This window comes from Streptomyces sp. NBC_01217, from assembly GCF_035994185.1.
Lineage (GTDB): Bacteria > Actinomycetota > Actinomycetes > Streptomycetales > Streptomycetaceae > Streptomyces.
Genome location: NZ_CP108538.1, coordinates 2,858,781 through 2,881,706 on the forward strand (window position 1 = coordinate 2,858,781; position 22,926 = coordinate 2,881,706).

The 22,926-nt window shown below is 70.8% G+C and carries 19 protein-coding genes and 1 pseudogene; 10 read left to right on the forward strand and 10 right to left on the reverse strand.

Going from position 1 to position 22,926, the window contains the following annotated elements; translation table 11 throughout:
- Positions 1-14: 14 nt before the first annotated feature.
- The 4 genes and pseudogenes from OG507_RS12515 to OG507_RS12530 all read right to left on the reverse strand — a co-directional run bounded on the left by OG507_RS12515 (position 15) and on the right by OG507_RS12530 (position 3,080).
- Positions 15-625: pseudogene (locus OG507_RS12515) on the reverse strand (LysE family translocator).
- A 14-nt stretch (positions 626-639) separates the two neighbouring features.
- Positions 640-1,425, reverse strand: coding sequence for an EI24 domain-containing protein (locus OG507_RS12520; protein WP_327367267.1), 786 nt, complete (start codon positions 1,423-1,425; stop codon positions 640-642).
- Between the two features lie 117 nt (positions 1,426-1,542).
- Entirely contained in the window at positions 1,543-1,971 is a 429-nt protein-coding gene (locus tag OG507_RS12525) for an organic hydroperoxide resistance protein (RefSeq protein ID WP_327367268.1), read from the reverse strand.
- Between the two features lie 89 nt (positions 1,972-2,060).
- On the reverse strand, positions 2,061-3,080 hold the full coding sequence (locus tag OG507_RS12530; RefSeq protein ID WP_327367269.1) for an NADP-dependent oxidoreductase: 1,020 nt from the start codon (positions 3,078-3,080) through the stop codon (positions 2,061-2,063).
- Between the two features lie 150 nt (positions 3,081-3,230).
- Between OG507_RS12530 and OG507_RS12535 the strand changes: the two genes are divergently transcribed.
- Positions 3,231-3,674 carry a MarR family winged helix-turn-helix transcriptional regulator gene (locus tag OG507_RS12535; RefSeq protein ID WP_327367270.1) on the forward strand — a complete coding sequence of 148 codons (444 nt, stop codon included), beginning with the start codon at positions 3,231-3,233 and terminating at the stop codon, positions 3,672-3,674.
- 41 nt (positions 3,675-3,715) lie between these two features.
- On the opposite strand, the gene OG507_RS12540 is transcribed toward OG507_RS12535, so the two are convergent.
- On the reverse strand, positions 3,716-4,477 hold the full coding sequence (locus OG507_RS12540) for an SCO2400 family protein (protein ID WP_327367271.1): 762 nt from the start codon (positions 4,475-4,477) through the stop codon (positions 3,716-3,718).
- Between the two features lie 78 nt (positions 4,478-4,555).
- Here OG507_RS12540 and OG507_RS12545 point away from each other — a divergent pair, with 78 nt between their 5' ends.
- The 3 genes from OG507_RS12545 (at position 4,556) to OG507_RS12555 (ending at position 7,946) form a co-directional block, all read left to right on the forward strand.
- The gene (locus OG507_RS12545) at positions 4,556-5,122 is read left to right on the forward strand and encodes a hypothetical protein (protein ID WP_327367273.1); all 567 of its coding nucleotides are present in this window, start codon (positions 4,556-4,558) and stop codon (positions 5,120-5,122) included.
- A 148-nt stretch (positions 5,123-5,270) separates the two neighbouring features.
- Complete coding sequence (locus OG507_RS12550) at positions 5,271-6,308, forward strand: rod shape-determining protein (protein ID WP_327367275.1); 1,038 nt, start codon at positions 5,271-5,273, stop codon at positions 6,306-6,308.
- 21 nt (positions 6,309-6,329) lie between these two features.
- Entirely contained in the window at positions 6,330-7,946 is a 1,617-nt protein-coding gene (locus OG507_RS12555) for a GAF domain-containing sensor histidine kinase (RefSeq protein ID WP_442810969.1), read from the forward strand.
- Here the strand turns inward: OG507_RS12555 and OG507_RS12560 are convergent.
- Positions 7,924-8,355 (reverse strand): Lrp/AsnC family transcriptional regulator, encoded by a 432-nt coding sequence (locus OG507_RS12560; protein ID WP_327367276.1) that lies wholly within the window; start codon positions 8,353-8,355, stop codon positions 7,924-7,926. The two genes, OG507_RS12555 and OG507_RS12560, sit on opposite strands and share 23 nt — an antisense overlap.
- Positions 8,356-8,503: 148 nt before the next feature.
- Here OG507_RS12560 and OG507_RS12565 point away from each other — a divergent pair, with 148 nt between their 5' ends.
- From OG507_RS12565 to OG507_RS12575, 3 genes are read left to right on the forward strand one after another with little or no spacing between them, the layout of a single operon-like run.
- The gene (locus OG507_RS12565) at positions 8,504-9,733 is read left to right on the forward strand and encodes an MFS transporter (RefSeq protein ID WP_442810970.1); all 1,230 of its coding nucleotides are present in this window, start codon (positions 8,504-8,506) and stop codon (positions 9,731-9,733) included.
- 10 nt (positions 9,734-9,743) lie between these two features.
- Complete coding sequence (locus OG507_RS12570; protein ID WP_327367277.1) at positions 9,744-11,219, forward strand: acyl-CoA synthetase; 1,476 nt, start codon at positions 9,744-9,746, stop codon at positions 11,217-11,219.
- The gene (locus tag OG507_RS12575) at positions 11,212-12,573 is read left to right on the forward strand and encodes a carboxyl transferase domain-containing protein (RefSeq protein WP_327367278.1); all 1,362 of its coding nucleotides are present in this window, start codon (positions 11,212-11,214) and stop codon (positions 12,571-12,573) included. Before OG507_RS12570 ends, OG507_RS12575 begins: the two co-directional genes overlap by 8 nt.
- Positions 12,574-12,577: 4 nt before the next feature.
- Here the strand turns inward: OG507_RS12575 and OG507_RS12580 are convergent, their stop codons facing one another.
- The 4 genes from OG507_RS12580 to OG507_RS12595 all read right to left on the reverse strand — a co-directional run bounded on the left by OG507_RS12580 (position 12,578) and on the right by OG507_RS12595 (position 19,465).
- Positions 12,578-13,843, reverse strand: a complete 1,266-nt coding sequence (locus OG507_RS12580) for an MFS transporter (protein WP_327367279.1) — start codon at positions 13,841-13,843, stop codon at positions 12,578-12,580.
- Positions 13,844-13,885: 42 nt separating this feature from the next.
- Positions 13,886-15,769, reverse strand: coding sequence for an ABC transporter ATP-binding protein (locus tag OG507_RS12585; protein ID WP_442810971.1), 1,884 nt, complete (start codon positions 15,767-15,769; stop codon positions 13,886-13,888).
- Between the two features lie 1,669 nt (positions 15,770-17,438).
- On the reverse strand, positions 17,439-18,011 hold the full coding sequence (locus OG507_RS12590) for an arsenate reductase/protein-tyrosine-phosphatase family protein (protein WP_327367281.1): 573 nt from the start codon (positions 18,009-18,011) through the stop codon (positions 17,439-17,441).
- Positions 18,008-19,465, reverse strand: coding sequence for a polysaccharide biosynthesis tyrosine autokinase (locus tag OG507_RS12595; protein WP_327367282.1), 1,458 nt, complete (start codon positions 19,463-19,465; stop codon positions 18,008-18,010). Before OG507_RS12595 ends, OG507_RS12590 begins: the two co-directional genes overlap by 4 nt.
- A gap of 312 nt (positions 19,466-19,777) precedes the next feature.
- Here OG507_RS12595 and OG507_RS12600 point away from each other — a divergent pair, with 312 nt between their 5' ends.
- The 3 genes from OG507_RS12600 to OG507_RS12610 all read left to right on the forward strand — a co-directional run bounded on the left by OG507_RS12600 (position 19,778) and on the right by OG507_RS12610 (position 22,910).
- A complete protein-coding gene (locus OG507_RS12600) occupies positions 19,778-20,389 on the forward strand; it encodes a hypothetical protein (protein ID WP_327367284.1) in 612 nt (203 codons plus the stop codon).
- 541 nt (positions 20,390-20,930) lie between these two features.
- Positions 20,931-22,007 (forward strand): glycosyltransferase family 4 protein, encoded by a 1,077-nt coding sequence (locus OG507_RS12605; protein ID WP_327367285.1) that lies wholly within the window; start codon positions 20,931-20,933, stop codon positions 22,005-22,007.
- Between the two features lie 45 nt (positions 22,008-22,052).
- Entirely contained in the window at positions 22,053-22,910 is an 858-nt protein-coding gene (locus OG507_RS12610; RefSeq protein ID WP_327367286.1) for an FkbM family methyltransferase, read from the forward strand.
- The last annotated feature ends 16 nt before the right edge of the window (positions 22,911-22,926 follow it).

Here is a 22,926-nt window from a genome sequence, read left to right on the forward strand (position 1 = left end):
GCGGGCCGGGGTCTTCAGTGCCCTCCCAGGCCCAGGGTGACGCCCAGGCCGACGAGCACCGATCCGATGGTCCGGTTGAGGGCCTTCTGCCACCTCAGCATCGCGGTGCGCAGTCGCGCGTTCGAGAAGAACAGCGCGACCACGCCGAACCAGCCGAGGTGCGCGGCGGACATGAACAAGCCGTATCCGGCCTGCTGCCACAGGCCGGTGGTCGGCCCGACGACCTGGGTGAAGGTCGACACGACGAAGAGCGTGGTCTTGGGGTTCAGCGCATTGGTGAGGAAGCCGGTGCGCAGGGCCCCGAGCCGGGTCAGCCCGGGCGCGGAGTCCAGGTCGACGCCGATGTCGCTGCGGGCCAGGAAGGTCCGCACCCCGATGTAGACGAGATAAGCCGCGCCGATCAGCTTGATCGCGGTGAACAGGGCGGTCGAGGACGCGATCAGCAGCCCGACGCCGAGCATCGTGTACGTGACGTGGACAGCACGCCCGCGGCGACTCCGACGGCGGACAGCAGTCCCGTCGTACGCCCGTGGAGGCAGCTGTTGCGGACGACCATCGCGAAGTCCGCGCCCGGACTGATCACGGCGAGGACGGTGATGGCGGCGACGGCGATGATCTCGGTCATTGCGCGGGGTCTCCTCAGTCCTTGTCGAGGGTGTACGGGGTGGGGATCCGGTCCCCGTCCTCCTCGGGCGCCACCAGATCACGGGCCAGCAGAGTGGCTCCGGCGACGGCGCCCGGCATCAGGAACACGGCGACGAACGGGACGAGGAAGGCGAGTCCCAGCGGTACGCCGAAGCCGAGGGTCAGCATGCGGCGGCCACGCAGCAGCACCAGCCGGTCCTTCAGGACCATGCCGCGGCGCTGGAGCGCGACGGCGGTGAGTTCCTCGGCGAGGAAGTAGCCGGTGACACAGAACCCGATCACGGGCACGACGGTCTGGCCGAGGACCGGAATGAATCCGAGGGCGAAGAGCAGCACCGCGTACAGCCCCACCCGCGCCAGGACGCGGATGCTGTCGCGGGCGGAGATCCACAGTTCCCGCCAGAGCGGCAGCCCGGACTCGGGGACCCCGCCGCCCTCCGTGCGGTCGACCTGCTCGGAGAGGGACTCGTAGAAGGGCTGGCCGACCAGCAGCGTCACGGCGGTGAACGTGATCACGGCGAGGAAGAGCCCGAGGACGAAGACCAGCACGGTCAGGGTGGTGCGCAGCAGGCCGAGCCAGGGTGATGACCAGTCGTCGGCGAAGGGGGTCGCCCAGGCCACCAGGTCGTCGGCGCCGTAGCCGAGGCCGACGAGCGCCGCCGCGTACAGGACGAGCGTGATGAGTCCGGGCAGCAGCCCGAAGCCGAACCAGCGTCCGTGCCCGCCGGCCCACCGCTGTCCCTTTATCAAGTAGCCGAAGCCCGCCCCTAGATCACGCATGGCGTCAGGGTACTGGTGGGGCGGGGGCGGCCTGCGCCGCGGTGTGCGTGCTGTACGGCCGAGGGCCGCACCCGGTCGGGGGTGCGGCCCTCGGTCTGTTGCGGGCGGTGCGAGCGGTCAGGCGACCGACAGCTCGACCTTGATGTTGCCGCGCGTGGCGTTCGAGTACGGGCACACCTGGTGGGCCTTCTCGATGAGCGACTGCGCGGTGGCGGTGTCGACGTTCGGGATGGTCGCAACGATCGCGACCTGAAGACCGAAGCCGCCCTCGGCGGTCTTGCCGATGGAGACCTCGGCGGTCACCGTGGAGCCGGAGATGTCGGCCTTCTCCTGACGGGCCACGACGCCGAGGGCGCCCTGGAAGCAGGCGCTGTAGCCGGCCGCGAAGAGCTGCTCCGGGTTGGTGCCCGCGCCGCTTCCGCCCATGGCCTTGGGCGGGTTGACGACGACGTCGAGATTGCCGTCGTCGGACGAGACGCGGCCGTCACGGCCGTTCTCCGCGGTGGCGACGGCGGTGTAGGCGACAGTGATGTCCTGAATGGCCATGCCGGAAATTCCTTCTGCTGTGCGCCGCGACTCGCGCCCACGATCGCGACGGCCTGCGGATGAGCCTAGCGGGTGCGCCGGAGCATCCGTCAGACGAGGGAGACGACCATCTTCCCGGTGTTCTCCCCGCGCAGCAGGCCCGTGAAGGCGTCGAAGCCGTTCTCGATGCCCTCGACAATCGTCTCGCGGTACTTCAGCTCGCCCGAGGCCAGCCAGCCGGCGACCTCCTGGACGAACTGCGGCTGGAGCGCGGCGTGATCACCGACGAGCATGCCCTGGATGCGCAGCCGCTTGCCGATGACCAGGGCGAGGTTGCGCGGGCCGGGGGTCGGCTCGGTGGCGTTGTACTGGGCGATCATTCCGCAGACGGTCACGCGGCCGTGCAGCTTGAGCGAGGAGATCGCCGCTTCGAGGTGCTCGCCGCCGACGTTGTCGAAGTAGACGTCGATGCCGTCGGGGGCGGCCTGGCGCAGCTGCTCGGCGACCGGGCCGTTCTTGTAGTTGAAGGCGGCGTCGAAGCCGTACTCCTCCACGAGAAGCTTGACCTTCTCGTCGGAACCGGCCGAGCCGATGACCCGTGAGGCGCCCTTGAGCTTCGCCATCTGGCCGACCTGGCTGCCGACCGCACCTGCCGCGCCGGAGACGAAGACGGCGTCGCCCTCCTTGAAGGAGGCGACGTCGAAGAGGCCCGCGTAGGCGGTGAGTCCGGTCATGCCGAGCACGCCGAGATAGGCGGAGAGCGGGGCGAGCGAGGCGTCGACCTTCACGGCGTGCTTGGCCGGGACGTCGGCGTACTCGCGCCAGCCGAGACCGTGCAGGACGTGGTCGCCGACCGCGATGCCGGGTGCGTTCGAGGCGATGACCTCGCCGACCGCTCCGCCGTCCATGGGGTGGTCGAGCTTGAAGGGCGGAGTGTACGACTTCACGTCGTTCATCCGGCCCCGCATGTACGGGTCGACCGAGAAGTACAGATTGCGGACGAGGACGCGGCCCTCGCCGGGGGCGGTGACCGGGGCCTCACGCAGCGCGAAATCCTCGGCCTTCGGCCAGCCGTGGGGGCGGGCGACGAGGTGCCATTCACGGCCGGACGTGGGAAGTGCTGCAGACATGGGCTCGGGGTCTCCTCAATGCCTCATGGGTGGGGGAAGCTTCGCCCGGTCCGGCCGGGGCCGACGGGGAAAGCGGAAATGCTTCATGTTGTGAAACAACCATGCTCCTAAATATTTCATGTTGTCAAGTAACCGGCTATTCTGGGTGTCATGGCCCCCACTCGCACAGACCCTCTGACCCTCGAAGTCGTCGAGCTCATCGGTACCGTCGTGGCGCGCTACTACGAGGAGTACGACGAGGCCGCGGCGGCCCACTCCCTCACCGGCGCGCAGGCGCGCGTGCTCGGGCTGCTCTCCCTGGAACCGCTGCCCATGCGCAGGATCGCCGAGAAGCTGAAGTGCGAGCCGTCGAACGTCACCGGCATCGTCGACCGGTTGGAGACGCGCGGTCTGGTGGAGCGCAGGCCGGACCCGGCCGACCGGCGGGTGAAGCTGGCCGCGCCGACGGAGAAGGGCGCGCGGACGGCGCGGGAGCTGCGCGATTCGCTCACCTTCGCGCGGGAGCCGCTGGCCGAGCTGTCGCACGGGGACCGGGCGGTGCTGCGGGACCTGCTGCGGCGGATGCTGGGCGAGTCAGTCCCGCGCCGCGACTGAGGACATCGCGCGGCCGGGGGCCGGGCGACGGGGCGAACCACTCACCAGCAGAACCACAACCAGCACGGCTCGGACGGAGTCGGCGTGGGCGTCGGGCTGGGCGTGGGCGGGGCCGGAGGCGTGGACTTCGTCGGCTTGCCGCTGGGCCGGGGGGAGTCCGAGGGATCGCCGGGCGTCTCCCCGGTGGGGCTGGAGGACGGGTCCGCGGAGTCGGAGGGCGCGGTGGAGGCCGGTGCCGATGCGGCGTCGGAACTCGCCGGGCGGGCCTCGCCCGTCGCCCCGCGGGTACCCGTGGCCTCGGCGGGATGCGAATCGGTGGCCGGGAGCACGGAGGGGCCGTCCACCGGGCCCGGCCCCTCGGGCGCGTCGCTCGCGGAGGGGTCCGGGGCGGGCTCGGTCGTGACCGAGACCGATTCGCGTACGTACTCCGAGGCGCCGTCGCCGCCGTTCGGCTCGATGGCCAGCTCGGCCAGGCTCAGCGCCCCGGCCGCGAGCACCACGCCGAGCACGGTGAACAGGGCCGTCCGGCCGCGACGGCGGTGTGCGCGGCGGCCGCGTCCCTCCGTCCCGGCTCTCCGGTCCGCCTTGCGGGAACCCCGTGCGCCGCGTGCGGACCGGGCAGCACTGCGCCCCCGGCGTCGGCCCCCGGGCTGGGGCGGTGCGGGCGTCTCGCGCTCCGCATCCGGTTCGTGACCGGAGTGCGCGGGCGTCGCGTAGTGGCTCAGTGCCTCGGCGGGGGTTCCGCATCCGGCACAGGCCAGGGCGCCATTGAGATGCCGCTGACAGGGGTGGCAGTAATCCATCGCGCCCGCAGATTAGATGCCGGTAGGACAACCCCGAAAGTGGCTCAGGTGAGGATCCTGTGTGGAACCGTTGAATCCATGACCGCGCCCACACCTTTTGGTCCTCGTGAGTTCCAGCTTGTCCTGTTGCGCCGGATGGCCGACCACCAGCCCGCCCTCGTCGACGACGCCCGGCAGGAGCTGAGCGCCTCGCTCGCCGAGATGCGGGAGGCCAACCGCCGCTGGCAGGCCATGGTGCGGGCGCCGCGCGGGCGGGGCGCCCTGCGCCGCTACCGTTCGGTGCTCGGCGAGCCCGAGTCCTGCGTGCACCGCACGATCGGCGACCTGGAGTGCGACGCGCTGCTGTGGCCGGTGCCGCTCTGGCCCGATCTGCGCTTCGAGGTGATGGTCGCGCCGGGCGGGGCCGTATGGAACGAATGGCTGGTCAGGGCGGAGGGAGCGCAGGGCCCCGAGCTGCGTGCGGTCGAGGATCTGCGCCCCTGGTCGAGCACGGTGGACGAGGTCGCGCGGGCCTTCGCACCGGCCCGTCCGATGGAGGGCAGCGCGCCGACCCGGTGGGCACTCGCGATCACCGCGCCCACCACTGGTGAGCCGTATGTCGCCGAATTCACCTGGGGGCTGTTCCAGCGACTTCTGCCCGGCTGATCCCGGCGTACCGCACTCCTCTGCCGGCCTGTCAGCCCGTACCTCCCACGGCCCATCCCGACGCGCGCGATGACTCCGAACGGCGCACGATGCGAAGAGAGCCGGCCGCCGCCGGTACCTCCGATCAGCGCTCTCGGGAGAACCTGCCGTGACCGTCAGCCTTGAGCAGTTGCGCCGTTGCCATGTCGCCGTCGACCTCGGGGCCGCGCGGACCCGTGTGTACGTCAAGGGGCTCGGGCTCGTCGTCGACGAACCGAGCGCCGCCGCCATGAACACCCGTACCGGCTCGCTCATCGCCGTCGGCACGCTCGCCGAACAGATGACGGGCCGCACCCCCGACTACATCCGGGTCGTCCGCCCGGTCACCGGCGGGACCGTCATCGACATCGACATGGCCCAGCGCATGCTCCGCCAGCTGCTCGGCGACAAGCTCCGCCGCCAGCTGCGCCGCAAGCCTCGGCTGCGGGCCGCCGCCTGTACCCCGCACGACAGCGATCCGCTCGCCCAGCGGGCCACCGTCGAGACACTCGTCGGACTGGGCGCCCGGCGGGTCGAGCTGGTCGACACCCTGATCGCGGCGGCCGTCGGCTGCGGGCTCCCCGTCGAGCAGCCGACCGCCTCCATGATCATGGTGTGCGGGGCGGCGACCACGCAGATCGCGGTGCTCTCGCTCGGTTCGATCGTGACCGCCGTACGCATCCCGGTCGGTGGCGACGCCATCGATCACGCGGTGATCCAGCATCTGCGCCAGCACCACGCCCTGATGCTGCCGAGCCAGTCCGTGCGCCCGCTCCAGCTGGCGCTCAGCGGCAGCGGTCTGACCGCGCACGGCCCCGCCACGACCGAGATCCACGGCCGTGACGTGGCGACCGGTCTGGCCCGCTCGGTGCAGGTCGACACCGCCGCCGTGCGGGAGGCCATCCACGCCCCGCTGACCGCGGTGCTCGACGGCCTCGGCAAGATCCTGCGGGACTGCCCGCCCGACCTGGTGGCCGACATCGCCGACTGCGGGATCATGATGGTCGGCGGCAGCGCGCTGCTGCCCGGTCTCGACCAGATGCTGCGGGATGCGACGGGCGTGCCCGTGCACATCGCGGAGCGGCCCGACGTCTGCTCCGTACTGGGGCTCGGTGCGATGCTGGACGGCAAGATCCAGCCGATGGTTCTCGACCCGCTCGCCTGCTGAACAGAGCGGGGGGTGCGGCGCATGACCGAGGAATCGGCGAACGAGACGGCGGCGGACGCGTCCGCGGGGCCGGTGGGCGAAGAGCCGGCCGGCACCCCTCGGACGCCCCGGCTGCCGATGCTCCTGGAAGCTGTGCTGCGCATCGGCACCGATCTCGAACTGCGGGCCACCCTCCAGCAGATCGTGGACACCGCCACCGCGCTGACCGGGGCGGGATACGGCGCGCTCGGTGTGCTCGACCCCGAGCGCTCCACCATCACCGAGCTGTTCACCACGGGCCTCGACGACGCCGGACGGCAGCGCATCGGCCGCTTCCCGAACGGGCACTCGGGGATGCTCGGCGTCCTCATCGACGAACCGCAGCCGCTGCGCTCGGACGACCTGGCCACCGACCCGCGCTCCAGCGGGGTGCCGCCCGGCCACCCGACGATGCACTCCTTCCTCGGGGCGCCGATCCGGGTGCAGGACGAGGTCTTCGGCAATCTCTACCTCACCGAGAAGCGCACCGGCCACTTCACCGATACGGACATGGCGCTGCTGCGGGTGCTGGCCACACAGGCCGGAATCGCGATCGGCAACGCGCGGCTGTACGAGGCCGCCCGGCAGCGGGAGCGCTGGATCGAGGGGGCGGCCGCCGTCACCACCACCCTGCTGACCGGCGGGAACGCGACCGACGCGCTGATGACCGTCGCCGAGGGGGCCAGGGCGCTCGCCGACGCCTCCGCCGGGGTGATCCTCCAGCCGACCGCGGAGGGCGGGATGGAGATCGTCACCGCGTCCACGCTCGACGACCCCGCCGGGATCGTCGGTACGACCATCGAGCCCGGCTCCGCCGTGCTGGTCCAGCTGCTGGGCGGGGAGCCGGTGTTCATCGACGACTCGGCCACCGATCCGCGGATGACGACGCATGTGCGGTCGCGGTTCGGCCCCAGCATGATGCTGCCGCTGCAGAGCGGCGGGCGGCTGATCGGCACCCTCGCCCTGCCCCGGCGGCGCGGCGCCCGCCCGTACACGGCCGTGGACCGGCTGCTGGCCTCGCAGTTCGCCTCGCAGGCCGCGCTCGCCCTGGTCCTGGCGGACGCCCAGCACGACCGGGAGCAGCTCGCGGTGTACGAGGACCGGGACAGGATCGCCCGTGATCTGCACGACCTCGTCGTCCAGCGGCTGTTCGCGACCGAGATGATGCTGGAGTCGACCCGTCGCAAGGCCGCCGCCCCGGAGACGGACGAGCTGCTCGGCAAGGCCGTCGACGAGCTGGACTCCACCATTCAGGAGGTGCGGACGGCGATCTTCGCCCTCCAGCAGCCGCCCGCCGAGGCCCCCGCCACATTCCGCGGTCGGGTGCTGCGGGAGACCAGGGGCGCCGCCGCCGTTCTCGGCTTCCAGCCGTCGGTGCACTTCAGCGGGGCGGTCGACACACTGGTCCGGGACCCCGTGGACCGGCAGCTGCTCGGCGCGCTGCGGAGCGCGCTCGCGGCCGCGCACCGGCGGGCCGGGGTGTCGGCGATCGAGGTGGAGGTGGATGCGTCGGCCGTGCTGCCGGACGGGCGGGCCGCGGTACGCCTGGCGGTCGCGGACAACGGCCGCGACGAGGACGGCTCGCGCTCCTCGACCGTCATCTGGCAGGCGCCGCTCTGAGCGCGATGCGGGTGTTGGAGTGGGCGACACCGGCCTCCCGCTTGAGTCTGCGCAGCAGTCCGTCCAGGCCCGCGGTGTCGGCGACGGTGGCCCGTACGAGATAGTCGTGGCCACCGGTCACATGGACCACCTCGGTGATGCCGGGCAGGGCGAGCACCGCCCGCTCGAACACCTCGTTCGTCGTGTCGATCCGCAGCGACACATCGATGAAGACGACAAGGCCCGTGCGGGTGTCGGCGGCCGGGTCGATGATCACGGTGAAGCCGCGGATGACGCCGTCGCGCCGCAGCCGGCGCACCCGGTCGGCCGCGGCGTTGGCGCTGAGCCCGACCCGTACACCCAGATCGCGGTACGAGATCCGGGCATCCTCCTGCAGGATGCCTAGGATTTCCCTGTCCAGACGGTCCATACCGCGATTGTCGCAGCTTTGTCCGGATTATGACTTCGCAAGGCGCATCCGGGGCCTTTCCCCGCAGCCGTGCGCGGCGCCCGGCGGCGTTGCCCCGCATGGCGCAGCCCGGCGGGCTCGCGGACCGCGCCCGCCCTTGACTGATGGGGTGGACACAGCCGTCAAGCAGCCCGCCGCCCTGGTCGGCGCGGGGGTCGCCGCCTATCGCAACCTCGTCATGGCCACGATCGGTTTCGGGCTTACCTTCTGGGCCTGGAATCTGATCGCGCCCATGTCCGGGGAGTACAAGGAGCGGCTCGGCCTGACCTCGTTCGAGCAGTCGCTGCTGGTCGCGGTGCCGGTACTGGTCGGTTCGCTGGGCCGGATCGCGGCGGGGGCGCTCACCGACAAGTACGGCGCCCGGCTGATGTTCCCGCTGGTCTCGGCGCTGACCATCGTGCCCGTGCTGCTGCTGATCCCGGCGAGGGACTCGTACGGGGCGATGCTCGCCGTGGGCTTTCTGCTGGGTCTTGGCGGTACGACGTTCGCGATCGGCATCCCGCTGGTCAACTCGTGGTTCCCGCCCGCCGAGCGGGGGCTCGCGCTCGGCGTGTTCGGCATGGGCATGGGCGGGGTCGCCCTGTCCGGGTACTTCACCCCACGGATCGCCGAGCACGGCGACAATCTGCCGTTCCTGGTGGTCGCGGCGGCGCTCGTGGTGTACGCGGCGCTGGCCGCCGTGCTGATCAACGACCACCCGGACCGCCCGGTGCCGACCGACTCGCTCGCCCACCGGCTGGGGGACGCGGGGCGGCTGCGGGTCACCTGGGAGCTGTCCGCGCTGTACGCGATCGGCTTCGGCGGAATCGTCGCGTTCGGCGTCTATCTCCCCACGTATCTGAAGACCTGGTACGGCCTCTCGCCGACCGACGCCGGTGCGAAGGCCGCCGGGTTCGCCCTGGTCACGGTCGTCTTCCGGCCGATCGGCGGCTGGCTCTCGGACCGCGTCCACCCGGCGCTGGTCACGGCGGCGGCACTCGCTCTGGCGGCCCTGATGGCGATCGTCCAGGCCTTCGACCCGGGACTGGCCCCCGGCGGCACGATCGCCCTGCTCTGCATGGCGGCGGGCCTGGGCACCGCGAGCGGCAGCATCTTCGCGCTGGTCTCCCAGGTGACACCTCAGGCGAAGGTCGGCAGCGTGACCGGGATCGTCGGTGCGATGGGGGGCCTGGGGGGCTTTGTGCCGCCGCTGGTGATGGGGGCGATCTACAGCGCGAAGGGGTCGTACTCGATCGGCTTCATGCTGCTGTCGGACCTGGCGCTGGCGGGGTGTGTATACGCGTACGGGCGGATGCGGGGCTTCAGCGGGGGTAGGGCCGGGGGTGTGTTGCGCCGCTAGGGTGCGGGGGGTGACTTCTCTTTTGTTTGTGGCGGATGACGGTTCCGAGCGGGAAGCCACCCGGTTCGGCGAACACACCATGACGTACGACCGGTTGGCCACCGCGTCCACCGTGCTCGCCGCGCGTCTGGCCGGTGCCGGGCGGGTCGCCGTCTGGGCCACGCCCACGCCCGAGACCGTGGTCGCCGTCGTGGCAGCGCTGCGGGCCGGGGTGCCCGCGGTACCGCTCAACCCGAAGACGGGGACGCGCGAACTCGCGCACATCGTGGCCGACAGCGAACCGGCCGCCGTGCTGGCCGGGGCGGGCGATGTGCTCCCGCCCGTGCTGGACGCGCTGGAGCGTATCGATGTCGACGTCGACGCCGATACGGCTCCGGGCGGGGACGGTGGCGTCGCGCTGCCCGAGCCCTCCCCCGAGTCCCCGGCGCTGGTCGTCTACACCTCCGGCACCACGGGCCCGCCCAAGGGCGCGATCCTGCCGCGGCGGGCGATCGCCGCGTCGCTGGACGCGCTGGAGGACGCCTGGCAGTGGACCGGTGAGGACGTGCTCGTCCACGCCCTGCCGCTGTTCCATGTGCACGGTCTGATCCTGGGCGTGCTCGGCCCGCTGCGCCGGGGCGGATCGGTGCGGCACCTGGGCAGGTTCTCCACCGAAGCGGTGGCCCGGGAGCTCTCGTCCGGCGGCACGATGCTCTTCGGCGTACCGACGATGTACCACCGGCTGGCCGAGGCCCTCGACAGCTCCGCCCCCGGTGCGGCCGAGCTGGCGAAGGCGCTGGCCGGGGCCCGGCTGCTGGTGTCCGGGTCGGCCGCGCTGCCGGTCCATGACCACGAGCGGATCGCGGCGGCGACCGGCCGCCGGGTCATCGAGCGGTACGGCATGACGGAGACCCTGATGAACACCGGCGTCCGGGCCGACGGCGAACCCCGCCCCGGCACGGTCGGCGCACCCCTGCGCGGCGTGGAGCTCCGCCTGGTCGAGGAGGACGGCACCGTCCTCACAAGGGACGCGGCCGCACCCGATGCCATCGGCGAGATCCAGGTGCGCGGCCCGAACCTCTTCACCGGCTATCTCAACCGCCCCGACGCCACGGCCGCCGCGCTCACCGGGGACGGCTGGTTCCGTACGGGGGACATGGCCACCCGTGACGCCGACGGCTATGTACGGATCGTCGGCCGCAAGGCCACCGATCTGATCAAGAGCGGCGGCTACAAGATCGGCGCCGGTGAGATCGAGAACGCGCTCCTGGACCACCCCGGCGTCCGCGAGGCCGCCGTCACCGGTGAGCCGGACCCGGATCTGGGCGAGCGGATCGTCGCCTGGGTGGTGGCGGCCGATCCCGCCGCGCCCCCGACCGCGGAGGAGCTCGCGGACCATGTCGCCGCCCAGCTGTCCCCGCACAAGCGCCCGCGCACCGTCCGCTACCTGGACGCGCTGCCCCGCAACGACCTCGGCAAGATCATGAAGCGGTCGCTCCATGGCTGACCGGCTGACGGCGAGGGCGGCGATAGCGGCCGTCGCCACCGAGTTCGAGGAGCTGGCCGAAGCCGGTGCGCCCGGCCGTGACTCCGCCGGGGACGGGCCCCTCGCCTGGGAGGGGTACGCCGCCTCTCGGGCCCGCGCCGCCGCCCGCACCGGCGAGGAGGAGTCCGTCGTCCACGGCCTCGCCTCCGTCGACGGGCAGCGCTGTGTCCTGGTCTCGTTCGAGTTCGGATTCCTGGGCGGCTCGCTGGGGCAGCGCACCGGGGACCGGCTGGAGGCGGCGTACGAGGCCGCCCGGACCCGGGGGCTTGCGCTGGTCTCGCTGATCGCGACGGGCGGCAGCCGGATGCAGGAGGGCATGGTCGCCCTGACCCAGCTGCAGCGCGTGGCCCGCGCCTCGGCACGGCTGCGGGCGTCCGGCCCCGCGCAGCTCGCGGTCCTGCGCGACCCGACGACGGGCGGCGGCTGGGCCACGCTGGGCGCGGGCGCCGATGTGATCCTGGCGCTGCCGGGCGCCCAGGTCGGGTTCGCCGGATCCCGGGTGCGGCCCGCGGACGCGGACCCTCACGCGTACACCGCCGAGGGCCAGCTGGCCGCGGGCCAGATCGATGCCGTCGTCCCGCCGGACGAGCTCCGGGAGACGGTGGCCCGCTGGCTGGAGGTGCTCCAGCCCCCCGGCTCCCCGGACCCCGGCCCCGCCCCCGTGCCGGACGCCCTCTCCGTGACCGGCCTCCCCGCGACCGGCTGGGACGCGGTCCGGCAGGCCCGCTCCCCCTCGCGGCCGCGCGCCGGGGCGTATCTGGACGGGTATTTCGACCACCGGCTCCCGCTCAGCGGCGACCGCTGCGGTGGTACGGATCCGGGGACTCTCTGCGGTTTCGGGCGGCGCGACGGGCGCACGATCGCGTACGTCGCCCAGGGCGGCACCGCGACCCGCCCGGCCGGATACCGCACGGCGGCCCGGGTGATCCGGCTGGCCGACCGGCTCGGCGTTCCCGTGCTCACCCTGATCGACACCCCGGGCGCGGCGAACGACGCCGAGGCGGAACGGGCGGGCGCGGGCGCGGCCATCGCCGACGCCTTCGCGGCGGTGGCCGGGGCACGGGTCCCCGTCACGACGCTGGTGATCGGAGAGGGCGGTTCGGGCGGCGCACTGGCCCTGGCGGCGCCGGGGAACACCTATGTCACCCCGGACAGCTATTTCTCCGTCATCGCCCCGGAATCGGCGGCGGCAATCCTCAAGCGCACCCCGGACGAGGTGCGGGACACGGCCGGCCAGCTGCGGCTGCGCCCCCAGGACCTGGTGGAGCTGGGCTTCGCCCGCGCCGTCGTACGCCCCCGGCCGTCCGAGGGCTGAGCCGTCAGGGCTGCGGGTCCTTCGCGTCGTACCGCGCGAAGGACCGCCACCGCAGTCCCAGCAGCGATACGGCGACGACACAGGCGATCCCGCCGCCGGTCACCGCCAGACCGGGCGATGTCAGATCGGCGACCGATCCGGCCAGGAAGTCGCCCAGCCGCGGTCCGCCCGCCACGACGACGATGAACACGCCCTGCAGCCGTCCCCGCATCTCGTCCGGCACCGCCGCCTGGAGCATCGTGTTCCGGAAGACCATCGACATGGTGTCCGCACACCCGGCGAGCGCCAGGAAGAGCAGCCCGAGCCAGAGCTGCCTGGTCAGCCCGAAGACCGCGATGGCGGTGCCCCAGGAGGCGACGGCCAGGAGCACGGCGAGGCCATGGCGACGGACGCGTCCCAGCCATCCGGAGAACACCCCGCCGAGCAGCGCCCCCAGCGCGGGAGCCGCGACCAGCAGCCCGGTGGTCTTCGCGTCGCCTCCGTACCAGACCACGGCGACGACGGGGAACAACGCCCGGGGATGCGCCAGCACCATGGCACACAGATCGGTGAAGAAGGTCATCCGCAGATTGGGCCTGGTCCCGAGGAAGCGCAGCCCGTCCGCGACGGATGCGCGCTTGTCGCCCGTGCCCTCCTTGCGCTCCGGCAGCATCGAGGGCAGCCGCCACATCGCGTACAGCGAGGCAGTGAAGGTGACGGCGTCGACGGTGTACGCGGCCCGGTATCCCCACCAGCCGACGACGATCCCGCCGAGCATCGGCCCGACCAGCGTGCCGGTGGTGCCGGTCATGGAGTTGAGGGCGTTGGCGGCGGGCAGCTGCTCGGCCGGGAGCAGCCGGGCGATCATCGAGCTGCGGGCCGGTGCGTTGACCGCGAAGCAGGCCGCCTGCAGGGCGACGATCGCGTACAGCAGTCCCACCTGCTCCACCCCGGCGACGGTGGCGGCGACCAGTGCGATGGAGAGGACGAACGACCCGGAGGAGCTGATCAGCCCCAGTTTGCGCCGGTCGATGGTGTCGGCGACGGCCCCGCCGTACAGACCGAAGACGACCAGCGGCAGGAACGAACAGAAGCCGATGAGCCCGACCGAGAAGGCGGACCCGGTGATGTCGTAGACCTGGAGCGAGACGGCGAGCGCCGTCATTCCCTGCCCGATCCAGGAAACCGTGTTCCCGAACCAGAGCCGCCGGTAGTCGGGGGAGGTCCGCAGCGGGGTGAGGTCGGCGAGTATTCGTGTGCGGTGTGCAGGTTCTTCGGCTGTTTCGGTCACAGCGGATGGTAACGACCGGCGGGTACCCGCTGGTCCACCCGTCTACCGCCAGTGAATCCCTGACGGGCGGGCAGGCGAGTACACGGTGCCGTTGTGCGGTTGGGTACGACGCTCGAAGAGATCGGCGTACAGACCCTTCCGGCCCAGGAGTTGGGTATGCGTGCCCGACTCCACCAGACGGCCCTCGTCCAGGACCAGGATGCGGTCGGCGTCCGCGGCAAGGGCCAGATCGTGTGTGATCACGATGGTGGTGCGGCCTTCGGCGAGCCGCCGCAGCGGTGCGAGGATGCGCTGTGCGGCCAGTCTGTCCAGTCCGGCGGTGGGCTCGTCGAGGAGGAGGACGGGTGCGTCGCGCAGCATGGCACGGGCGATGGCGATGCGCTGGAGCTGGCCGCCGGAGAGTCGTGACGTACCTGTCGCAATGACAGTGTCATATCCCTCCGGCAGGGTGCCGATGAACGCATGGGCGTCGGCCGCACGCGCGGCCTCCACGACGTCACGGTGAGTCACATCGGTGCGTCCGCAGGCGATGTTCTCCTCGATGGTGTCGTGCAGGACGAGCGTGTCCTGGGGCAGCAGCGTGATGTTCCGGCGCAGATACGTCAGCGGAAGCTCGTCCACGGAGACGTCGTCCAGCCGGATGCTGCCGGCGTCCGGGTCGTAGAACCTCAGCAGCAGGGCCGCCAGGGTCGACTTGCCCGCACCGCTGGGCCCGGTGATGACCAGCAGTTCCCCCGGGCTCGCGCTGAACGAGAGGTCCCGCAGGACCGGCTCGCTGCCGCCGGGGTAGCGGAAGGAGACCTGGCGTGCCTCCACCTCGCCGAGCGCGCGGCTCCGGGGCGGGGCGGGTACGGATGCGGCCGGGTCGGTGACGGTGGGCCGGGCGTCGAGGATCTCCAGCAGCCGTTCGGCTCCCGCGGTCGCCGCGGTGGCCGTCAGGCCGAGCTGGCCCAGTGAGCGGATCGGCGGGTAGAGGTAGCCGATGAAGGCGGCGAAGGCCAGGAGCTGGCCGAGGGTCATCCGCCCCTCGGAGATCTCCCACGCCCCCAGGCCGATGATCGTCAGGACGCACAACGTTTCGAGGACCTCGACGAGTTGCTCGTAGAACTCGGTGAGGCGCACGGCCTTCACCGCAGCCTTCAGCCGGATGCGTGCCTTGGTGAGGAGCCGCTCCTCCTCGTCGTGCTGCCTGTTGTACGCCTGCGTCATGACGACGTTGACCAAGGTCTCCTCGACCACCGCCGTGATGGCACCGTCCGCTGCGCGGCCGCGCCGGGACACCGCGCGCAGCGGCGCGGCGAAACGGGTGGTCGTGAACCAGAAGAACGGCACCATGACGAAGGTGGCGAGGGCCAGGTCCCAGCGCAGCCACACAGCCGCTGCGGCGTAGAAGACCGTGCTGAACAGGGCGGAGGCCGCCCCGACGATGCCGGAGACCACGAGCTCTTCGATGGCCTCCACGTCACCGGTCAGCCGCTCCACCAGGTCACCGCGACGATTGCGCTGGTAGAAGTGCGGCGGGAGCGTCTGGAGATGACTGAATACACGTGCCCGCAGCCGCATCACGAAGCGTTCGGCGACCCAGGCGGCGATCGAGTTGCCCAGATATCCCACCACCGCACCGATGACGGCCACGGCCAGCCACTGACCGGCAGGTTTCCAGAAGGCACTGACGGAGCCGGTCTGCAGTGCGGTGTCGGTGAGTTTGGCGAAGAGCAGGACCGTGACGGTCTCGGCGACGGCGGCCACGATGGTGCACGCGAAGATGATGATCAGCCAGTGCCGGTCACCCTTGGTCAGCGGCCAGAAGCGACGGAACGCCACGAGGATGCTGATGGGGTCCGTGCGGATCGGGACATCCGTCACCGGGTCCGGGGAAGTCTCTTCGGGAGGCCCTGTGGGCCGGAGCGAGCTGCGAAGGCGCATGCGGGGTCACGTCTCACGGGTGCTCGGGCTATGGACCATCTCCATAGGCGCGGACCCCAAAACCGCGAGGCCGACCCGCGCCGTAGCGCGGGCCTGCCTCGAATTCGGGGATGGAGTCGGGGATGTCGGGGGTCAGTACCACCCGTAGCCGCCGCGGCCATAACCGCCGCGACCGTAGCCACCACGGCCGTAACCGCCGCGGCCATAGCCACCGCGTCCACGGCCCCAGCCGTATCCGCGTCCCCGTCCTCGGCCACGGCCTCGTCCGTAACCGCCGTAATCCCTGTCCCTGTGGTCGAAGATGTTGCGTACGTTCATCTTCGTCTCCTTTGGAGGGTGCTACTGAGCCGCTCCTTGCTCTTGCTGCGGCACTTTCGACACTACGACGACCCATAACAACCAACAAGTCGTGCAAGCCGTATTTCGGATAAAACTCATGAAACACCATAAACCTTCGTAGCGTTGTCGTATGTGACTCTCTGGCACACCCTCCGGGAGGCCTGGGATCCAGGGGGCTTTCCGCGACCGGAGACCTTTGCCCACGGCAACGCTCGCGCCCCCAATCGGGCCCGCCCGCACGACCCCTGACGGCACGGGAGATCCGGCACGCGACTCGCCGGGCCGTGGCGCGCCCACTTGATCTTCGTCCGGGGCTGCGGTGAGGGCCCCCACGGAATCCATGAGGGCCCTGTCGCTTGCATATACGCAGGTCATAACGTTTCTGCCGGGAAAGCGGCAGTGGGGCAGATGGGGCTCGAACCTATCCCGGTGACGCGCCTCACCTGCAGCTTCGCCGGTGAACCGGATATCTCCATCCGGTCCGATCCTGCTCCGCCCTCCTCGATCCTGCCCGGTCCGAGACGGTGAGGCGATCGCCTCACGCCTTGCGGGATGCCGAGCACGGCATAAGAGGCGGCAGTAACACCGATGCGGCTACCGCTCAACGTATGCGCCATCCGGGTGCACCACGAGGCGCATGGCGCCGAACGCCCCAGTCAAAGACGCATGGGGCGCCCGCTCGCCACGGACGGCGGAATACGCTCTGTAACTGGGTACGTCGGCAGCCCCCGCGCGGCCGCCAGGGGTTCGGTCGCCGCCATGCCCGAGAGGCTGAGGCCAGGAGCGTTTTGGGTCACCGGACCAGATCCGCAAGCAGGCCGGCGCCGGCTGATCCCACTGGACTTCGCCGGTTCAGGCAACGGTGGTTTGCTGGAGTGGCGGCGCTGAGGGCTTCACGGTCATCCTGTCCGCTGTGGGTCGTACGGTAAGGCGCATGGCCTGGGCGGCGAACGCAGTGTCGAGGGCCCGGTTGTAGCCGAGCCCGGATGCGGAGACCACATCCCAGATGGGTGCGGGATCCCATGAACCGTCGGGTTGCTGCTGGCGGAGTAGGCATTCGTAGTCGATGTCGTTGGGGACACGCAGGGTGCGGCACATGAATGCGCCCGGAGTCGCCGAGCTGCCACACCGCACCGTCCTCCACCTTCAACTGCTGGGGCTTGCCCGTCCCCCGATCCACCGGCAGCCACGCACCCGCGAGCCCGACGGCAACTTGGATAGCAGCCTCGGAGGGACAGGCCGCCGATCTTCAAAAGTGGAGACTGGCGCCAAGCGCTCAGCTCTTGACTCTGCCCATCCTTGCGGTCGAACTCTTCCGTGGATCCTCGATTCAGACGCCGGCCCTGCCGCCCAGCAACCGGGCCAGCGTGCTCACCACCCCGTCGATCTCGCGGGCGCACCCGTACAGCACAGGGTTGGCCCTCCCCCACGGGTCCGCAACGTCGTCGTCGACCGGCGGGACCGGGGTGCCACCCCGACGGCTGGCCGCGGCCGCGACCACGACGTCGAAGCCGTCCACGACCCGCGGGCCTTCCCCGCCCCCCGCTTCGTCGACTCCCCCCGCGGCGAGACGCACGAACTCCTTCAGGGTGAAGCAGCGCCGCATCGCCGACGGCGCGAGCCGCACGGCCGCCTCCCGGTGCTCGATGGCGAGCCCGAGGACCAGCGCCGCTCCCGCGACGAGCTCCGCGGTGAGCGGGCGGGCCGCGAAGCCGGAGCCGTCACCACCCAGCTTCTCCAGCACCGCTCTGGTGGAGCTCTCCATGCCGGGCCGGGGCCACGCCTCTGTGCCGGCGCTCTCCGGCCGCACGGCCGAGCCGGACGGAAGCTTCGCGGCCAGCAGTCGCTCGGCAAGCACCGAGCGGTGCACGTTGCCCGTGCAGACGAACAGGACCCGGCTCATTTCTCGCTCGCGCCACGCGCCCCCGCGGGCGTGACGGCCTCCCTCTGCAGAGCCGACGCACGAGGAGCGGGCAGTTGGCCGTACCGTCCGTAGGTGCCGTAGCGCCCGCCCTTGGAGACCGGGGCCATGCTGAAGACGGTGCCGAGGAGGCGGACACCCACGCAGTCCAGCGATTCCGCGGCAGTGCGGACCTGATCCCGGCTGGTCTTCGCGGCGCGGACGACGAGCAGCGCGCCTTGGGCCAGCGAGGCGAGTCCGACGGTGTCGGCGACCGGCAGCAGCGGCGCGGTGTCGAGGATCACGACCTCGTAGGTGTCCGCCAGCTCGCGCAGCACCTCTTTCATGCGTGCCGAGGCGAGCAGCTCAGTGGGATTCGGCGGTACGGCGCCGCTGGCGAGCACCGAGAGCTGGCCGCCGACCTTCTGCATCACGTCCTCGATGCGAGCCTGTCCGATGAGCACCGTGGTCAGACCGGCGTCCTGGACAAGGCCGAAGGTCGGGGCCACACACGGACGGCGCAGGTCGGCGTCGACCAGACAGGTGGAGACGCCTGCCTCGGCGAGCGAGAGGGCGAGGTTCACTGAGGTGTTGGTCTTGCCCTCCCCGGGCACGGAACTCGTCACCACGATGATCCGGGGCCGGTCGTCGACTTGTGAGAACTGAAGGTTGGTACGCAGCTTGCGGAAGGCCTCGGCGCGCTTGGAGTGCCCCTCGGCGCTGACGAGCGGCTGCCGGGGGGCGGTCCTGTCGAACGGGATGGTTCCGAGACCCGGCAGCGCGGTGAGCTCGCCCAGCGCCTCGCTCGTCTTGAGCGTGGTGTCGAGGGTCTCGCGCAGGGCGACGAGTCCGGCGCCGAGCAGCAGGCCGCTGAGTACTCCTGCGGCCAGGTTCAGCAGCGGGCGGGGCGAGACCGGACCGGTGGGCGCGATGGCCTCCTGGGTGACGCCCAGGGAGACGGGCGAGGCATCGTCGCGCTTACGGCTGCTTCGGGACCGCTCCGAACCGTGCGCGCGCTTGGGCGCCTCCAGTCGTTCGACGGCCGCGCTGAACCGCTGCGCCACGGCGTTGGCAATGCGCGCCGCACGCTCGGGCTTGGTGTCCCGGACGGTGATGTCGATGAGCACGGTGTTGAGCGGGGCGACGGCGGTGATCCGGGACGCCAGTTCCTCCGGGGTGGTGTGCAGCCGCAGCTCCTTCACCACGGGCCGGGTCACCTGCCGGGTGGTCACGATCGCGGCGTACGACTGGACGCGCGCCTGCGAGAAGCTCTGCCCCTGGTTCAGCTCGGTGGTGTCCTCGCCGGTGCGGGTGGCGACGAAGAGCTGGGTTCTCGCCTCGTAGACGGGTGTACTGAAGCTCGTCGCGGCGAGCGCCGCCCCGATCGCGAGAACCAGACAGACCACGACGGTCGGCCAGCGTCTGGCAAGAGCCTTCAAGAATCCGTGGAGATCCACGCTGCACCCCTCATGGGACCGAGGGAACCACCCGAAATGGAATCTTCTGTTCCCTATGTACACAACTGACGATAGGGACTCGCACGCTTCAGCTGCGGGAGCCATCCCTGTGTCGCCCCGTCAAACGCCCCGGGCGGCGCACACGGTGACGGCGTGGGCCATCGAGAAGCAAGCACTACACCATCGGGTGACTTCTGGACAGAACCACGCCAGTCGGTACATATATCTCATTTATTCCATGTACTAAATGTTGGCATCCAGATCTTGCTTACGGCCGACGCTGCAACCTGGCCCGAACTGAAGCAGAGGAGAGTGAAGAAGATGACGACATCACCCAAATGGCGGATTGCCCTGGCGTCGGCAGCATCAGCTGCCGTGCTCGTCACTGCACCGCTGGTGGGGATGCAAGCCGCCTACGCGCAGCAGAACCCGCCACCGTATCCCCCACCGCAATCGTGTCTGACCCTCTCCGCCACCACGGTGCACGCAGGAGACAGGCTGCGCTTCCGAAGCACGTGCTTCGCCGCCCGCCAGCTGGTCACCGCAAAGCTGCACTCGCGCGAGGTCGTCCTGGGCAGGTTCAGGGCGAACTCGCAGGGAGTCGTCGCAGGTAGGGTGACCATCCCCTGGCGCACCAAGCCTGGACGCCACACCTTCGAGCTGGAAAGCCGTCACCCCAAACTGAAGTACTCCACCCGTATCAGAGTGCTGGACGACGACCACCGTGCAGGCCGCAGCGAACCCGGCGGACGCGGTGGGCTCGGCACAAACGCCACATCCGGCGGACCGGGGCACTGGGACAGCCGGCCGCAGCTCGCAGCGACGGGCAGCGAGAAGGCCCTGGCGCTGGGCGGCACTGCGGCGGGGCTGATCGCGGCGGGTGGTGGCACGTTGATGGCCGTGCGCCGTCGCCGCAGTTCATGACGGAGCGAGACATCCGCACGGCGGATCACGGCGTCCCGGGCTCGGCCGGGACGCCGTCCGCATGCCCGGGCCCGGCCGCTCCCACGACACGGCACCGGACCTCCCTCGCATGCTCAGGAACGCCCGGCCCGCCACGGTGGTGCCCGGTTGCCGCTGGACTCCGTCAGGACGCCGGTCGACCCGGCGGGTGAGGCGGAGACGGAAGCGAGTCGCAGCCCGAGCCTGTCAAGTGGTCGGCGTTCGTACGCCCAGAGGGGCCGGGGTCGCGCACTGCGAACCGACCCCTCGCCTGCGCGGACCTGGCGCCCGAGCTTCGGCGCGTGGTCCCGCCGCTGGTCCTTTCCGGTGAGGACCGGCGCGGCACCCGGCAAGCGGCGCGCTGTGCCGCGATCCTTCAGTGATTCGATTGCACACGAGGTCACGGGCGGCCGTCACCGGTGACCGCAGCGGTGGTCAGGTGACGAGCCCGCACGCGAAGTGGAGTAGCGCGGCGATGCACATCGTGCGGGTGAGCTACCGGGTCCCCCCGATGCAGGGTGGGATGGAACGCCATGTCGAGTGCCTGACACGGCATCAGGTCAGGGCCGGAAACCGGGTGACGATGGCGTTCCGGCACGGCGCGACGGTACCGATCGGAACCACGCGGCTGCCGTTGCAGAGGACCGCCCCGTCCCGGATGCTGGCGCCGGCTTCCGAACGATTTGCGTTCGCGGCGGAAGCCGCCGCAGCGGTAGGAAACCTCTGCGCCGGCTCCTCTCGGCGCGGCGTGGACCTGGTGCATCTGCACGGCGACCACATCGAGACCGCCTGGCTGGGGCCCGTGTGCCGACGGCTTGGAATCCCGCTGTTCCTCACGGTCCATGCGGCGCTCGCGGACCGGCATCAGTGGCTCGCCCGGCATTCTTTCCGGTATGTGAAGGCATTCATTGCCCTGGGCTCGGCAACTGCCGCCGACCTCGTGGCGCGCGGCGTGGACGGGGAACGCATCCTCACCATGTCCAGCGGCTTGGAGCTGTCCGCCATGCCGTCCCCCGCTGAAGCCCCGGCTCGTGAGCGCGGCCTGATCGTCAGCGTCGGCGCGCTGAACCCGATGAAGAACCACGGTCTGCTCATTGAGGCGTTCCACGAACTGGCACGCATTCGGCCGGGGCTGCGCCTGGTAATCGCGGGCGAAGGCCCGGAGCGGGATCGCCTCAGCCGGCTTGCGGCGGCGGGCCCGGGAGTCGAGCTGGTCGGTCCGCTGCACCAGCAGGAGGTCTACGACCTGGTCCGGCGGGCCAACGTGTTCGTGCTTGCGTCGCGCAGGCTCTCCGGAAAGGGCGAAGGCGTGCCCACGGCGGCGTTGGAGGCGCTGGCACTGGGCACGCCCGTCGTGGTCTCATCCGACGCCACACTCCATCCGGTGGTCACCGTCCGCGACGCCTACCGGATCTTTCCGTCGGGGTCGAAGGCGGATCTGGTGCATGTCCTGAGCACCGTGCTCGACGACGAAGCGGGCCGGACGCGGATGAGTGAGCTCGGGGCACGCGCGGCCGCAGAGCTGGACTGGCCCAGGGTCGCACAGCGCGTCGAGGAGTGGTACCGGGTGGCGCCGGCACGGCGGCGCCCACTCGCATGACCGGCGCTGAAAAGGAGCAGACGAGTGCCGACAACAATTCACGGCATGTCCAGAATGATCTGGGACCACCCCGCCAACCGCGGGCGCAGGGCACAGGCTTTCGCCGCCATGGCTGGATGGCAGGCCTGGAAGAGGATGGTCGGGCGGCCGATGGACCTGTCCGTATACGACGGCATGTCGTTCCGCGCCTATCCTGACAGCACGCAGCCGGGTCGCTTCGTCTATTTCGGCGGGCTCCCGGACTACGAAGAGATGACTTTCATGAAACGGTATCTCCGTCCAGGAGACGGTTTCATCGACGGCGGCGCCAACGAAGGAATGTTCACCCTGCTCGCCGCCAAGCTCGTGGGGTCGAGCGGAGCCGTGCACGCCTTCGAGGCTGTGCCCGCGTTTGCGAAACGGCTGCGGGAAAACGTCCGTGCGAATTCCCTGCGATGCGTGACGGTCCATGAAATGGCAATCGGAGCGGAACCGGGTACGGTGCCGTTCGTTGTCAGGGGATCGGGTTCACGTATCCGGACCGAGGCCGACAGCGGCAGCTCCGTGCAGGTGAGGCTCGGCCGACTTGACGACACCCTGCCCGAGCGCCCCTTCGCGATGGGCAAGCTCGATGTCGAGGGCACGGAACACCTGGCTCTCCGTGGTGCCGACCGGCTCGTCGCCCACGGCGAACCGGCGGTGTGGATGCTCGAACTCGTCGACAAGTTCCTTCACCACTTCGGCTCCACCGTTCGTGAGGTCCGCTGGTGGCTCGATGACCACGGTTACGACGTGGTGCTCTACGACCCGGACCACAACCGGCTTGTCCCAGCACCGGATCCGCTCTCCGCGGGGCCCGATGTCCTGGCCGTGTGCCGCCGTCGGCGGCGCGATGTGGAAGCACGTCTCGCCGAAGCGGTCTGAGACGGAAGAGAGGGCA

Bases quoted from the DNA above. Each gene is read 5' to 3' on its own strand.
- OG507_RS12520 (WP_327367267.1), bottom strand. From the start codon at position 1,425: ATGCGTGATCTAGGGGCGGGCTTCGGCTACTTGATAAAGGGACAGCGG.
- OG507_RS12525 (WP_327367268.1), bottom strand. From the start codon at position 1,971: ATGGCCATTCAGGACATCACTGTCGCCTACACCGCCGTCGCCACCGCG.
- OG507_RS12530 (WP_327367269.1), bottom strand. From the start codon at position 3,080: ATGTCTGCAGCACTTCCCACGTCCGGCCGTGAATGGCACCTCGTCGCC.
- OG507_RS12535 (WP_327367270.1), top strand. From the start codon at position 3,231: ATGGCCCCCACTCGCACAGACCCTCTGACCCTCGAAGTCGTCGAGCTC.
- OG507_RS12540 (WP_327367271.1), bottom strand. From the start codon at position 4,477: ATGGATTACTGCCACCCCTGTCAGCGGCATCTCAATGGCGCCCTGGCC.
- OG507_RS12545 (WP_327367273.1), top strand. From the start codon at position 4,556: ATGACCGCGCCCACACCTTTTGGTCCTCGTGAGTTCCAGCTTGTCCTG.
- OG507_RS12555 (WP_442810969.1), top strand. From the start codon at position 6,330: ATGACCGAGGAATCGGCGAACGAGACGGCGGCGGACGCGTCCGCGGGG.
- OG507_RS12560 (WP_327367276.1), bottom strand. From the start codon at position 8,355: ATGGACCGTCTGGACAGGGAAATCCTAGGCATCCTGCAGGAGGATGCC.
- OG507_RS12575 (WP_327367278.1), top strand. From the start codon at position 11,212: ATGGCTGACCGGCTGACGGCGAGGGCGGCGATAGCGGCCGTCGCCACC.
- OG507_RS12585 (WP_442810971.1), bottom strand. From the start codon at position 15,769: ATGCGCCTTCGCAGCTCGCTCCGGCCCACAGGGCCTCCCGAAGAGACT.
- OG507_RS12590 (WP_327367281.1), bottom strand. From the start codon at position 18,011: ATGAGCCGGGTCCTGTTCGTCTGCACGGGCAACGTGCACCGCTCGGTG.
- OG507_RS12605 (WP_327367285.1), top strand. From the start codon at position 20,931: ATGGAACGCCATGTCGAGTGCCTGACACGGCATCAGGTCAGGGCCGGA.
- OG507_RS12610 (WP_327367286.1), top strand. From the start codon at position 22,053: ATGTCCAGAATGATCTGGGACCACCCCGCCAACCGCGGGCGCAGGGCA.